This is a genomic window from Massilia luteola (genome assembly GCF_034420155.1).
Lineage (GTDB): Bacteria > Pseudomonadota > Gammaproteobacteria > Burkholderiales > Burkholderiaceae_D > Telluria > Telluria luteola.
This window is the reverse complement of the sequence record NZ_JAXOFN010000058.1, coordinates 1-14133: the sequence shown is the minus strand read 5'-3', so window position 1 is coordinate 14133 and position 14133 is coordinate 1. Positions and strand designations below refer to the sequence as shown.

Below are 14133 nucleotides of genomic sequence, written 5' to 3'. Positions count from 1 at the left end.
GCGCCGAAATCGCCCTTGAGCGTCTTGGTGCTATGGCCGTTACGGGTGTTGGCGGTGCTGTTGGTCACCTCGCCGCTTTTGTCGTGGCCCAGGTGATCGGTCATCTCGACTTCCAGCGCGCGCTCGACCAGCATCTTGGTGAGCTGCTTGAGCAGGCCATTTTCGCCAATCAGGTCCTCCGGCTTCTGATAGTTCGCCAGCAGGCTGTCGGCCAGTTTGAGCAGTTCCGGATCGGGCTTGGCACGCTTGTTACGCTTTACAACGGTCATTGTTTCTCCTAGTGGCGGCAGTGTCCTGCCAAATGACCGTTTACACAATATTATTTACACCCTCCGGCCGAGCGACACCGATGGGCTCTTCCACGTCATCTTCTGTAACCGCAAGATTAGCGAAATCGATCTACGAATCCAGCTGTAAAATGGCCTGGCATGTGTCACCTATGTATCTAGACAAGTGTCACCTATGTCTGTGTGCCATACAGGGCCGCCCACCCTTCTATGATGTCTGTCAAGCGTGCATTTGCAGTCTTGTCCTTTATGCTGGTCCGCTGCTGGCGTTGAAGTCCTCGGTCATCTGTCCGTGAGACACTGGCGTCTCACCACCTTCTATCCGTTGGGTTGGTTCACCCAACCGAATCCTGCATGCGCGTTGCGCTCAGGTGACCTCGTGAAACAAGCCCCATCTACTATGGTCGGCTGTTGTCGACAGCCAGGGTGGGCTACGGGCTTGCAAACTTCACGTTACAACAAACCTATCCCATCTATGCTTTTAACTCGGCTCCTTCCGGTACCACCGCATCCTTCAGGTAACGCCACAGAGCGATGACCAATTTGCGCGCCACGGCCACGATCGCAACCCGCTTGCCTCGCTTCCCAGCCGATGGGTCTGCGGTGCCAACTCCCGTTCGTCGCAAATACCATTTGGTCAGCGCACTGTCGGGCTGATGGCGCAGCCACATCCACGCCATTTCGATGAGCAAGGCGCGTACCCGGCGGTTGCCTTGCTTGCTGATGCCTTGGTCGATTCGGGTCTGCCCGCTATCGTAAGGCTGGGGCACCAATCCTACACAACTACCGACCTGACGAGCGTTATCGAAGCGGCGCCAGAATAATTCGAGGACCAGCCGATGTGCGCCAACCTGGCCAATGCCGCGCAGCCTCTTCAGCGTCGCCACCGATTGCGCCGTCGTATCGGGCAGTTGCTCCGGTAGCGTTGCCTCCAGCGCTTTCAACTGCCTGGCCGCCAAGTCCAGCCGCGCGCATTCCCTCATCAGGCGCTAACGCAGGCACTGCGGCAGCGCAACCCCATCATGGCAACCAATTTCGCCACGCTCGAGTTGCTGTGCAAATGCCGGACCAAATTTTACCCAACAGCCCACAGTGCGCAGCAGCTTGCATATCCGGTCTCGGTGCTGACCGATTTCCTTCTGCAACTGGCCACGTTCACGTATCAGCTGCCGCATCTCTTCGGCCTCGGGCGTTGGCTCCCTTACCGCATGCAACCGGTCACGCTCTCCACGTAGCCAGCCTCGCAAGCAGGACAGCAAACGTATTGCGTCCAGCCGGTCCGTCTTGGCACGCCGGGCCTGACGTTCCACCGGAATACTGGCCGGATCGACGACCACGACCAGGTATCCCCGCTTCCGAAGGGCGCGGCTGATCCAGAAACCATCCTGCCCTGCCTCGTATAGAACCACGACCCGAGACGACGCCCCCAATTGCCATTCCCGGCGTGCCGTCTCGATCAACGCGACCGCTTCCGCCAGGCGCTCGGCCGCACCTTCCTGCTTCGTCGTGTGCACTGATGGGCACGTATGCTTTCCATCCTGCAGAGCGATTTTCCAATGCTTGCTCGCAAGTTCACACGCCACTGTCAACGTCTGATCATCGAGCGTAAAATCTTGAGCGTGAGCCGGTTGCATGTTGATCTCCTAAATCTGTGTTTCGAACTCTCAGGTTAGGACTCAATCTGCAAACCGGCTCGCTTTTTTTCATCATAGGATCTACGCACCACGGTTCGGACGTAGTGCGCACTAGCGACACCAGCGCCATTTTGTTGCATCGCAGCAGCCATTTCGCCGCCCCGGTCGAGGCAGCGCAAACTCCTTACCGAATATCAAACCGACAATGGGCTCCGCCACGTCACGGAGAATCCCATGTTGCGACTGACGAAGACCTGCGCCTGCGCGCTGCTGGCAGTCCTTGCGCCGCTGTCCGGCCCTGCCCGCGCGGCCAATAACGACCCCGTCGTGCTCGTGCACGGCGTCCTCGGCTTCGGGCCGCAATCGCATCCGCTCGGCAGCTTCCTGTACTGGGGCGGCTACGGCAGCATCGCCGCGCACCTGGCCGTCTATCACGGTCCGCATGTCATTTTTACGGCCCAGGTCGGCGCGATCGCGTCGAACTGGGACCGCGCCGCCGAACTGTACGCCCAGATCAAGGGCGGCTGCGTCGACTACGGCGCCCGCCACGTCGCGCGCTATGGCTATCCGGGCCAGGCCCAGAAGCCGCCCGGCAAGTGCTGGGCCGCCGATCCGGCCAACAATCCGGAACAATATCCGCTCGCGTTCTATCCGCAATGGGATGCCGCGCACCCGATCCACCTGATCGGCCACAGCCAGGGCGGCACGACGATCCGCGCCCTGATCCAGTTGCTGGAACACGGCTCGCCGGACGGCGACGAAGGCGGTGGCGATCTCTACAAGGGAGGCAAGGTCGGCTGGGTAAAGAGCGTCGTCACGATCTCCGCGCCGCACGACGGCACCACGCTGAGCGATGCCGTGCTGGACGTATCGCCGAACCTGCGCAGCCCGTTGCGCGACATCCTCGACAACCAGCTCGCCCACTGGGAACTGGCGCCGGACGGCGCGCGCGAATTCAACCGCTGGGCGCTGACGTCACCTGCGGTCTATTACTTCTCGCTGGGCACGCTGGCCACGGAGGCCGGCGCCTGGTGCTGCAACGGCACCGACCGCGTCCTCGCGCCCGTGCAGAGCACCGAGTTCCAGTACCCGCGCGCCGACATGATCCCGTACTTCAAGCTGTTCGCCGGCGAGTGGATCGTCGGTTCGCTGGCCCAGCCCGGCATGGGTTCGTACACGCAGAACGCGCCGGGACGGGTGCGCATCGACAGCGCCTGGTTTCCGAACGACGGCGTCGTCAACACGGTCAGCATGCGCGCGCCGGGCGGCCATCCGGTGCGCGATTACGACGGCAAGGCCGTGCGGGGGGTGTGGAATTTCCTCGGCAACTACCGGGGATACGACCATTTCGATATCCTGAACTGGCCGAACGACGGGCCGTCGGCCGATCCGGTCTACGAGCGGATCAGCGACATCATCTTTAATTTGGATTGACCGCGCATTCGGCAGGCGGAGGCCGCCCACCCTACGACTTTCGCACCGCCGCAGGGTGGGCATTTGAGGCCTGGCGCCTCAAATGAAACGTGCCCACCATGCCTGAACGATCACATGGCCGACCGCAGCGTCCGCGCCAGATCCGACAAGCGGTACGGCTTGTTGACGAACGCGAACGCGTTGAGGTCGACGCCGTGCCGCTGCTTGAGGGCCGGCAGCGGATAACCCGATGCGAGCATGATCTTGGTGGCCGGATAGTGCTCGCGCGTAAAGCTGGCCAGCTCGATGCCGTTCATCCCGTTCGGCATCACGACGTCGGTGAACAGGATGTCGATGTCGCTCTGTTCCATCAGGTCGATCGCTTCCTGCCCGCTGGCCGCCGTGACGACGTCGTAGCCCATGCTGGTGAACAGCGACGCGGCCACGTCCATCAGGTCGGGCTCGTCCTCGACGATCAGCACGCGCTCCGTGTGGTCGGCGCGCGCCTCCTCGACGCCATTGACGGCGGCCGGCAGGTAGATGGACACGGTCGTGCCCTCGCCCGGCGTGCTGTCGATGGCGACCTCGCCGCCCGACTGCTTGATGAAGCCATAGACCTGGGACAGGCCCAGCCCCGTGCCCTTGCCGACCTCCTTGGTCGTGAAGAACGGCTCGAAGGCGCGCGCCACCACGTCGTGCGGCATGCCGGTGCCGGTGTCGCTCACGGTCACGCGCACGTATTCGCCCGGCGCCAGGCCGGGCGGCTGGATGCCGTCGGCCACGACGTTGGCCGTGGCGATCGTCAGGTGGCCGCCGTCGGGCATGGCGTCGCGCGCGTTGACGACGAGGTTCAGCAGCGCCGATTCGAAGCGCGCGCTGTCGATCATCGCGCTGTGGGCCTTGCGGTCGAGGTCGATCACGAACTCGATGCTCGGATTGCCGGCGCGGCGCAGCACGGTCTCGAAGCCGCGGATGATGCCGTTGAGGTTGCGCGTCTCCGCCTGCAGCGGCTGCTGGCGCGCGAATGCGAGCAGTTGCTGGGTCAGGCGCGCGCCCCGGTCGATCGCGCGGCGCATCGATTCCAGCGTGCGCACATCGGTGTCGCCGCGCTGCAGGCCGAGCACTTCCAGGCCGCTGGACAGCACGGACAGGAGGTTGTTGAAATCGTGCGCGACGCCGCCCGTGAGCTGGCCGATCGATTCCATCTTCTGCGCCTGGTACAGGGCGATATTCGCCTTTTCCAGCGCCTCGTCGGCCTTTTTCTTTTCCGTCAGGTCGCGCGTGATCTTGGCGAAGCCGAGCAGTTGGCCATCGTCGCCGTGGATGGCGTCGAGCACGGCATGGGCCCAGAACCGCGAGCCGTCCTTGCGCACGCGCCAGCCCTCGGACTCGTAGCGGCCCGCCGTGGCGGCCGTCTCCAGCGCATGCCGGGGCACGCCCGCGGCCTGGTCTTCCGGCGTGTAGAAGCGCGAAAAATGGCTGCCGGTGATCTCGGCCTGGCTGTAGCCCTTGATGCGCTCGGCGCCCGGGTTCCAGTTGGTGACGGTCCCTTCCGGCGACAGCATGTACAGCGCGTAGTCCGTCACGCCGTTCACGAGCAGGCGGAAGCGCTGCTCGCTTTCGCGCAGCGCATCCTCGGCACGCTTGCGCTCGGTAACGTCGCGCGTGACTTTCGCGAAGCCCAGCAGCACGCCGTCTTCGTTGTAGATCGGGTCGATCACGACGTGGGCCCAGAAGCGCGAGCCGTCCTTGCGCACGCGCCAGCCTTCGGCCTCGTACTTGCCTTCCGCCAGCGCGATCGAGAGCGCCCGCGCGGGCTTGCCCGCTTCGCGGTCCTCGGGCGTGTAGAAGCGCGAGAAATGCTCGCCGAGGATCTCCTGTGCGACATATCCCTTGAAACGGTTGGCGCCGGCATTCCAGCTGCTGACGTAGCCGTTCGGGTCGAGCATGTAGATGGCGTAATCGCTGATCCCGGAGATCAGGTACTGGTAGCGCCGCTCGTCGGGCCAGGGTTGCGTGAGAGTCAGGTCGTTCATGTACTGCGGTTGTCTTGGGCCGAAGAAGTGTCGAAACCAGCCCATCATACACCTCAGCAAAAATGCTCGCGCGCGACTCAAGGACGCGAATTTACGTTGTCAATTCTGCGCTTACGGATCGTCAAAAAAAGGGCATTTCCGATGCATGTTCACAAAAAACCACCGGATTTGATTGAGCAGATCGCAACGCCGATTACGTTGTCGTCCCGAAACGTCCGCGGAACCAGTCTGCAGTCGCCTTATCGGCGGGAAAGAACGACTCCAGGCGCAGCTCGTGCACGGTGACGTCGTGCGGGGTGCCCAGCGTCGTGATGGTCGTGAACAGGTTCAGCTCGACGCCCTCGTGCGCGATCGTCAGCGGCAGGAACGGCAACGCGCGCCGGTCGAGGTTCGGCAGATGGCCGTCCGCGACCTGGCCCGCCGCCCGCATCCCCGGAAATGCAGACAATTCGGCCAGCAGCGCCGTCGCCTCGCTGCCCGGGCCGTCGGCCATGGCTTCGCGCTGGATCCACAGCAGGCTGTCGGCGCACACGGCCTGCCAGTTGACGAGGCGCGGCCGCAGCCCGTCCGGGTCGAGCATCAGGCGCAGCACGTTGATGGACCCGTCGCGCGGGATGGCCGCATCGAGCGGCAGGCCGAGCAGCCACTTCATGAAGCCGGCGGCGGGCTCGTTGAACATCACGAGATTCCACAGCCGGTCCACGACGAGGGCGGGAAACGGCGCCTGCTGGCCCAGCATGAAGTCGAGCGCGTGCAGCACGGAAGACAGTTCCGGGTCGGACAGGTTGCGCTCCTGGTAGGCGGGCGCGAAGCCGGCCGCCAGCAGCATCGCGTTGCGCTGGCGCAGCGGCACGTCGAGGACGATGCCGAGCTTGAGGACGAGGTCGCGGCTCGGCTGGGCGCGTCCGCTTTCCAGGAAGCTCAGGTGGCGCTGCGACACGCCGCCGTCCACCGCCAGGCGCAGCTGGCTGTAGCCGCGCCGCGTGCGCCAGTAGCGCAGCGCCGAGCCGAAGTCGCTGAAATAGCCGTCGCTGCGCGCCTGCGCCGCGTCCACGTGTCGGTCCTGCATCGTGCCGCCTCCTTGACATGAAGCCATCAATTTAGCCTTCGGCGCGGATGAACTCAAGGAGTTCGCCATTCACCTGCTCCACGTGCGTGAGGAACATGCCGTGCGCCGCATCCTCGTAGATGACGAGGCGGCAGTCCGGCACCAGGGCCGCCGTCCGGCGCGCCGTCAGGTCGAGCGGCGCGGAGACGTCGAGGGCGCCGGCGACCAGCAGCACCGGCACGTCGACGGCTTCCAGTTCCGCCCCCATGTCGGCCTCCTGCACGACGAGGTTGCAGTCGTGCAGGGCCTGCAGCGAGCATTGCAGGGCCATCTGCGCGAGCCAGTCGCGCATGCGCGGGCCGGCGCCGGGGACGAACGGTTCCAGGTTGTCCTCGATCCAGCGCGGGAAATCGTGCAGCAGCGCCGTGCTGCGGAACTGTTCCAGCAGCGCCGGATCGACCCCGTGCGGATTCGACGGGCTCAAGGTGATCCCCGGCGTCATCGGCCCGAGCAGCGCGATTTGCCGCACCCGTGCGCTGCCGTGGCGCGTGAGGTAGCGCACGATCTCGTTGCAGCCCATCGAGTGCCCGACCAGCACGACGTCGCGCAGGTCCAGGGCCTCGACGACGGCCGCGATGTCGTCGGCCAGCGTGTCGAGGTCGTAGCCGCCGCCCGGGTCGGACGAGCGGCCGTGGCCGCGCCGGTCGAAGGCGATGCAGCGCAGGTCGCGGCGGCACAGCGCCATCATCTGGTAGCCCCAGGAATCGGAACCCATCGACCAGCCGGACACGAACAGCACGGAGCGGCCTTTGCCCCAGTCGCGGTAGTACAGGTTGACGTCGCCGGCGATGACGGTGTTCGGCGCGCCCGTATAGGCCCGGGTGTGGCGTGCGTTGTGCATGGTCATGATCGTCCCCTCAGGCGGCGTCCAGGAAACCGGTGACGCGCACGAGGCGCCCCTCGGCGTCGACCGTGGCGAAGTCGGTGCCGATGGCGAGCGGCGCGGCATCCGGCGCGTCGGCCGCCAGCGACCAGGAAAAGCGCACGACGTCGTTATGGCCGGACGGCGTGCCGTGCAGCGCGAAGCGGCAACCGGGAAATTGCTGCTGGGCGGCGCCGATCATGGCGTCGATGCCGTCCACGCCGCTGCCGCGCATCATCGGGTCGAGGTAGCTGGCATCCGGCGCGAACACCTGCGCGACTTTCGTCCGGCGCGCGGCCGGTGCGCGTTCGTTCCAGGCGGCGAGGTAGGCTTCGGCGATCCGGGCGGCTTGGTGGGTGGCTTGGTGGGTGGCTTGGTTCATGATGGTCTCCTTCGGTGGGTTGACGATGGAGCCAGTGTGCCCGCCGCCGTGCGGCGCGGCGATTACCTCCCAGGTAATGGCCGGCCGGCGCCGGCGTGGGGTCACGTCAAATTGCCCATTTTTAGCGCAGCAAACAAGTCATTCATCAGCGCAATTCGACGGAATCGCGCACAAATCGATGAGGTATCGTTGCAATATTGTCGCACCCACACTGCATGCGCATGCGCCGGAAAGAATTGACGTTTGGCGTTTCATTGTAAAATGCCGCTCTTGCAACCCGACGTTCCGAACCCTTGCCACCCATGATCCAGGCCGCCGCCCCCGTCCTCGACCTGTCGACCTGCGACAAGGAACCGATCCGCACGCCCGGCAGCATCCAGCCGCATGGTTTCCTGCTGACGCTGGCCGCCGACCTGGCCGTGCTGCAGGCCAGCGCGAACCTGGGCGACTGGTGCGGGGTCGCGGCGGACGCCGCGCCCGGCCGTCCGCTGGCGGACGTGATCGGCCAGGCGGCCGCGCAACGGCTCGTACCCGAGCTGGCCGCCGACCTGGGCCCGCGTCCGTTCTACGTGGGCACGGTCACGACGGACAACGGGCGCCACTTCGACGTGCTCGCCCACCAGTGGGACGGCGTCACCATCGCCGAATTCGAAGCGGTCGACCGCGCCGAGCCGGCCGATTTCCGCAACCTGTATCCGCTGATCGGCGATTTCCTGCTGAAGGTGAACGACACGAGCAGCATCGAATCGCTGGCGCGGCTGGCCTGCCAGCACGTGCGTTCGGTGACGGGCTTCGGGCGAGTCCTCGTCTACCGCTTCGACGCCGACGGCCACGGCCACGTGATGGCGGAAGCGCGCGACCCCGGCTATCACTCGTACATGGGACAGCACTTCCCGGCGTCGGACATCCCGGCCCAGGCGCGCGAGCTGTACAAGCTGTCGCGCATCCGCCTGATCCAGGACGCCACGTATTCGCCGGCCGCCCTCGTGCCGCCGCTGAACCCCGTCACGGGCAAGGCCAACGACCTGTCGTTCGCGGCGCTGCGCAGCGTCTCGCCGGTGCACCTGCGGTACATGCGCAACATGAACACGCTGGCCTCGATGTCGGTGTCGCTGATGGTCAAGGGGAAGCTGTGGGGCCTGATCTCGTGCCACAACGAAGGCCCGGCCGCGGTGGCGTTCGACAAGCGCACCGCCTGCGAGCAGCTGGGGCAGATCCTCGCGCTGTGCATCGAATCGCGCGAGGACGCGGCCGAACTGCAGTTCCGCCTCGAAGTCCGGCGCACGATGGTGTCGATGCTGGCCGGCCTCACGCAGGGCAGCGACTTCATCGAAAACCTCGCCAACGTCTTCCCGGAGCTGCTGCGCTTCGCGCGCGCATCGGGCGTGGCGATCTTGGTCGACGACCGCATCCTGACCTTCGGCGACACGCCGGAACAGGACGACATCCGGGCACTCGCCGACTGGCTCGCCGTGCACGACCACGGCGACGTGTTCCACACGGATAAGCTGTCCGCGCCGTATGCGCCGGCGGCACGGATGACCCGCAACTCCAGCGGCCTGCTCGCGATGCCCATCTCGCGCATCCACAAGCACTACCTGCTGTGGTTCCGTCCCGAGTACGTGCACACGATCGAATGGGCGGGCAATCCGCACGCGAAGGAGGCGGTGCCCGGCGCGCCTACCCAGCTGTCGCCGCGCACGAGCTTTGCCGCATGGCGCGAGACGATCCACGGCACCAGCCAGCCGTGGCACGGCGGCGAGATCGAGCTGGCGCTGGAATTCCGCACCGCCCTGCTCGGGATCGCGCTCGAACGCGCCGAGCAGATGGCCGAACTGGCCGAGGAACTGGGCCGCGCCAACAAGGAACTGGAAGCGTTTTCGTATTCCGTGTCGCACGACCTGCGCGCGCCGCTGCGCCACATCGTGGGGTTCGCCGACCTGCTGCTCGAATCGGCCGGCAGCGAGGACGGCCAGCAGCGCCAGCGCTTCCTCAAGAACATCAAGGAAGCGGCACGCCTGGCCGGCAAGCTCGTCGACGACCTGCTGTCGTTCTCGCAGATGGGCCGCGCCTCGCTGCACCCGACCACCGTCGACATGAACGAGCTGGTGGCGGCCTGCCTCGACAAGCTGGCGCTGGAAACGCGCGGCCGCAACATCGAGTGGGACATCGGCCCGCTGCCCACGATCTGGGCCGACCCGACCTTCCTGCACCTGGCCTTGTTCAACCTGCTGGCGAACGCCGTCAAGTTCACGGGCCAGCGCGATCCGGCCGTGATCCGCATGGCCGCCGAGGACCATCCGCTGGAGACGGTGTTCCACGTGGCCGACAACGGCGCCGGCTTCAATATGGATTACGTGCACAAGCTGTTCGGCGTCTTCCAGCGCCTGCACCGGATGGAAGATTTCCAGGGCACGGGCATCGGCCTGGCGAACGTGCGCCGCATCGTCGAGCGCCACAACGGCCGGGTCTGGGCCCGGTCCGTGCACGGCGAGGGCGCGACCTTCTCGTTCGCGCTCCCGAAACCGACCAATCCTTGAACGTCTTACGAATACACCCATGCTCAAGCCCATCCTGCTGGTCGAAGACAACCCGAACGATCTCGAACTCACGTTGATCGCACTGTCCAAGAGCCAGCTTGCCAACCAGGTCATCATCGTGCGCGACGGCGCCGAGGCGCTGGACTACCTGCACCGCCGCGGCGAGTACGCGTCGCGCCCGGCCGGCAATCCGGCCGTCGTGCTGCTCGACCTGAAACTGCCGAAAGTGGACGGGCTCGAAGTCCTGCGCGAGATCCGCACGACCGCGGGCCTCAGGCCCCTGCCGGTCGTGATGCTGACGTCGTCGCGGGAAGAACAGGACCTGGTGCGCAGCTATGAACTGGGCGTGAACGCCTACGTGGTGAAACCCGTCGATTTCACCGAGTTCGTGCGCGCGATCGCGGACCTGGGCATCTTCTGGGCCGTGTTGAACGAACCGCCGCCGGGGTCGCAGCGGTACGTCAAACCCAACAAATAACCGGCGCCGTTTTCAGGCGATAACGGATGCGTCAGGGTGGCGCACGTTCGACCATCGCGTGCATCGCCGCGAATGACGTGTCGTGCGTGCGAGCGCCGATCGAACGCGTGGGCGGAGGGCCGCCCACCCTACGACATCACGCTCTGGCTAGACCGGAGAAGATGCCGGATGCGCGCACTGAGCGCATCGGGGTGATACGGCTTCTGCAGCAGGTTCACCGACGCCTCCAGCTTGCCTTCGTGCGCGAGCACGCCCTCCGCATAGCCGGACGTGTACAGGATCTGCGCCCGCGGCAGCCGCGCCCGCACCGCTTCGCCCAGCTGCAGGCTGCTCACCGGCCCCGGCATGATCACGTCCGTGAACACGAGGTCGACGTGCTGGCCGCCCTCGACGATCTCGACGGCCTTCGCGCCATCCGGCGCCTCCAGCACCTTGTAGCCGAGCGCGGACAGGATGCCGCAGGTCGTGCTGCGCACGTCTTCCTCGTCCTCGACGACGAGGATCGTCTCGATGCCGCCCAGCAGCGGCCCCGCGGACACCAGTTCCGCGCGCGCGGGCTCGGCTGCGCTGCGCGGCAGGTAGATGCGCACGCTGGTGCCCTTGCCCGGCTCGCTGCGCAGGACGATCTCGCCGCCGGACTGCTTGACGAAGCCATACGCCATCGACAGCCCCAGCCCCGTCCCCTGCCCCGTCGGCTTGGTCGTGAAGAACGGCTCGAACGCGCGCTCCAGCACGTCGGGCGGCATGCCCTTGCCCGTGTCGGCCACTTCGATCAGCACGTAATGGCCGTACGGCACCTCCGGCGGCAACGCGCCGTCCGGGCCGACGTTGGCCGCGCGGATCGTCAAGGTGCCGCCGCCCGCCATCGCGTCGCGCGCATTGATCGCGAGGTTCAGCAGCACGTTGTTGAGCTGGCTGGGATCGACGAGCGTGTTGCCAAGGCCCGCCGCGATCTCGGTCACGACGTGCGCGCGCGGGCCGAGCACGCGGCGCATCATGTCGTCCATCTCGCGCAGCAGGTGGCCCGGATTGATCACCACCGCCTGCAGCGGCTGGCGGCGCGCGAACGCGAGCAGATGCGACGACAGCTTGGCGCCGCGCTCGACGCCGGCCAGCGCCATGTCCACGCGCGCCTTGCCGGCATCGTTCAGGTTGCCCACCAGCTTGAGCAGCTGCAGGTTGCCGCCGACGATCTGCAAGACGTTGTTGAAATCGTGCGCGACGCCGCCCGTCAGCTGGCCGATCGCCTCCATCTTCTGCGCCTGGTGCAGCGCCGACTGGCTGGCGGCCAATTGCTCCTGGCTGTGCCGCAGCGACACGAACGCCGCATCGCGCTGGCGCCGCGCGATGCAGGCATCGCTGTGGTAGCGCACGCGCGCGACGAGCTCGCGCGGATCGGGCCACTTGACGAGGTAATCGTTGGCGCCGACGGCGAAGGCCTTCGCCTTGATCTCGGGATCTTCTTCTGACGACAGCAAGATGACGGGGATATGCTCCGTGTCCTTATCGGCGCGCAGGCGGCGCGTGACCTCGAATCCGTCGATCTCCGGCATGCGCAAATCAACGAGCACGACCGTCGCCCGGACTTCCTTCGCGAGCTCGACCGCCATGCCGGGGTGGTGGGCATACCGCAGCACGTACGAGGCGCAGCCTTTCATGCCGTGGGAAATGATGTCCTCGGCAAAGGGTTCGTCGTCGATCAGGAGAACCGAGCAGGCGCTGGCGTCTTCTTGATTCATTGCAACTGCGGAGCGGGCGGCATTGAAAAGGACACAGAATTGCAAAAAAGTAAGCTTTGATTTTACACGAAGCATCGCGGGGGCGATGTTCGATTCAAACGTGCTGCCGAGTCATCAAACTCACTGCAAGCACAGTCCGCTTATTGCTTCTTATCAAGATCGATCAAATCCTGTTGGTTACCTTAGCCGATGGAAATCAGATACCTAAAAACGCTCGGAGGCAACACATGGATGGAAACCAAGCGATCGCGGCGGGCGCTGCGCTGTCGGCGTTCAGTCACAATGCCCAGCACGACCGCCTGATGCGCCTGGACTTCCCCCTCGATGATGGACCGGAAGCGATCCTTCTGCCGAACCGGATGACCGCGCGCGAAGAAGTCTCACGCTGCTTTCGCGTCGAAGCCGAACTCCTGTCGGACGACGCCCGAATTCCCCTGAAGGCGATGATGGCCAGGATGGTGACGATTTCCGTCGTGCGCGAAGACGGCTCTCTGCGTTACTTCAACGGCTACGTCACCGAATTCCGCTTCGTGCGCGCCGACGGCGGTTTCGCGTTCTACCGCATGGTGCTGGAACCGTGGCTGGCATTCACCAGGCTGCGCAAGGACAACGTATCGTTCCACGGCAAGAGCGTCATCGAACTGACCGAACTTACCTTCGCCCATTACCGCCAGGCCGACTGGCGGACGCACATCATCGACGACGATCCGCGGCTGACCTGTGCGAACCAGTACGACGAGACCGACTACAACCATTTGCATCGCCGCTGGGAGGCACTTGGGCTGATGTATTGGTACGAGCACCGGGCCGATGGACACACGCTCTGGCTCACCGATAGAAGCACGCTCGTGCAACCGATCGATCCGACCGGGAGCGACGATTCCGCCGCAATTCCGTTCCGCGACAAGGCCGGCTCGCTCGAAGACGATGGCATCCGCGAATGGAGCCCCGTGCGCCGCATCGGTTCCGGCCAGACGACCCTGGCCAGCTTCGACTACAAGAACCCGATTGTGCAGCGTTCGACCGCCGAATCCCTCAACAACCAGGGCGACGTCTATCCATACGAGGTCTACGAAAACACTGGGTCGTACGGTTTTCGCACCCACGACGACGGCGAAAAGCTCGCCTACCGGCGCATGGGCGAGCGCGACGCGAACACCCAATATTTCGAAGCGCGCGGCAACGATCGGACCGCCCAGCCGGGCCGGTTCTTCAAGCTCGGCGGCCACTTCAGCGCCGAGCTGCAGGCCGCCAGGTGGGACGAGGCGCCGCACCCCAGCATCGCCGACCGGGACTACCTGATCCTGTCCGTCGACCACGAGGCCAGCAACAACTACCAGGCCGGACCGGGCGCGCCGTCGAACTACGAGAACACGTTCCGCTGCGTGCGCAAAGATATTCAGTGGCGCCCGGGCCGCAACTACAACAGCCAGCCCTGCACCTATCCCGGCATCCAGACAGCCATCGTCGTCGGACCTGACGGGGCCGAGATCCACACCGATGGCTACGGGCGCGTCAGGGTCCAGTTCCACTGGGATAGGCTGGGCAATTACGACGAGAACAGTTCTCCTTGGCTTCGCATCATGTCGCCCGGCGCGGGCAGTCGGTTCGGAAATATTCGCCTACCGCGGGTCGGCGAGGAAGTGGCGGTGGT

10 protein-coding genes and 1 pseudogene are annotated in these 14133 nt (G+C 65.3%); 4 read left to right on the top strand and 7 right to left on the bottom strand.

Annotation, left to right across the window (positions count from 1 at the left end; all coding sequences use genetic code 11):
- On the bottom strand, nucleotides 1–269 hold a 269-nt coding region (locus tag U9J41_RS28840), incomplete at its 3' end, for a transposase (RefSeq protein ID WP_322400125.1).
- 491 nt (nucleotides 270–760) lie between these two features.
- Nucleotides 761–1921 (bottom strand): annotated as a pseudogene (locus tag U9J41_RS29385) (IS110 family RNA-guided transposase).
- Between the two features lie 234 nt (nucleotides 1922–2155).
- Here U9J41_RS29385 and U9J41_RS28825 point away from each other — a divergent pair.
- Nucleotides 2156–3355, top strand: coding sequence for an esterase/lipase family protein (locus U9J41_RS28825; RefSeq protein WP_322405623.1), 1200 nt, complete (start codon nucleotides 2156–2158; stop codon nucleotides 3353–3355).
- A gap of 110 nt (nucleotides 3356–3465) precedes the next feature.
- Here the strand turns inward: U9J41_RS28825 and U9J41_RS28820 are convergent, their stop codons facing one another.
- The 4 genes from U9J41_RS28820 to U9J41_RS28805 all read right to left on the bottom strand — a co-directional run bounded on the left by U9J41_RS28820 (nucleotide 3466) and on the right by U9J41_RS28805 (nucleotide 7722).
- Nucleotides 3466–5370: a hybrid sensor histidine kinase/response regulator gene (locus U9J41_RS28820; RefSeq protein ID WP_322405621.1), complete on the bottom strand. Its 1905-nt coding sequence runs from the start codon at nucleotides 5368–5370 to the stop codon at nucleotides 3466–3468.
- Between the two features lie 193 nt (nucleotides 5371–5563).
- Complete coding sequence (locus U9J41_RS28815; RefSeq protein ID WP_322405619.1) at nucleotides 5564–6439, bottom strand: helix-turn-helix domain-containing protein; 876 nt, start codon at nucleotides 6437–6439, stop codon at nucleotides 5564–5566.
- A 31-nt stretch (nucleotides 6440–6470) separates the two neighbouring features.
- On the bottom strand, nucleotides 6471–7325 hold the full coding sequence (locus U9J41_RS28810) for an alpha/beta fold hydrolase (protein WP_322405617.1): 855 nt from the start codon (nucleotides 7323–7325) through the stop codon (nucleotides 6471–6473).
- A 10-nt stretch (nucleotides 7326–7335) separates the two neighbouring features.
- Nucleotides 7336–7722, bottom strand: a complete 387-nt coding sequence (locus U9J41_RS28805) for a nuclear transport factor 2 family protein (RefSeq protein ID WP_322405616.1) — start codon at nucleotides 7720–7722, stop codon at nucleotides 7336–7338.
- 302 nt (nucleotides 7723–8024) lie between these two features.
- On the opposite strand from U9J41_RS28805, the gene U9J41_RS28800 reads away from it, so the two are divergent.
- Nucleotides 8025–10262 (top strand): ATP-binding protein, encoded by a 2238-nt coding sequence (locus tag U9J41_RS28800; protein WP_322405615.1) that lies wholly within the window; start codon nucleotides 8025–8027, stop codon nucleotides 10260–10262.
- A 19-nt stretch (nucleotides 10263–10281) separates the two neighbouring features.
- Nucleotides 10282–10740: a response regulator gene (locus U9J41_RS28795; RefSeq protein WP_056441887.1), complete on the top strand. Its 459-nt coding sequence runs from the start codon at nucleotides 10282–10284 to the stop codon at nucleotides 10738–10740.
- Nucleotides 10741–10868: 128 nt separating this feature from the next.
- On the opposite strand, the gene U9J41_RS28790 is transcribed toward U9J41_RS28795, so the two are convergent.
- The gene (locus tag U9J41_RS28790; protein ID WP_322405613.1) at nucleotides 10869–12479 is read right to left on the bottom strand and encodes a response regulator; all 1611 of its coding nucleotides are present in this window, start codon (nucleotides 12477–12479) and stop codon (nucleotides 10869–10871) included.
- A 227-nt stretch (nucleotides 12480–12706) separates the two neighbouring features.
- Between U9J41_RS28790 and U9J41_RS28785 the strand changes: the two genes are divergently transcribed.
- Nucleotides 12707–14133: type VI secretion system Vgr family protein (locus tag U9J41_RS28785; protein WP_322405612.1), on the top strand; the 1427-nt coding region annotated here is incomplete at its 3' end.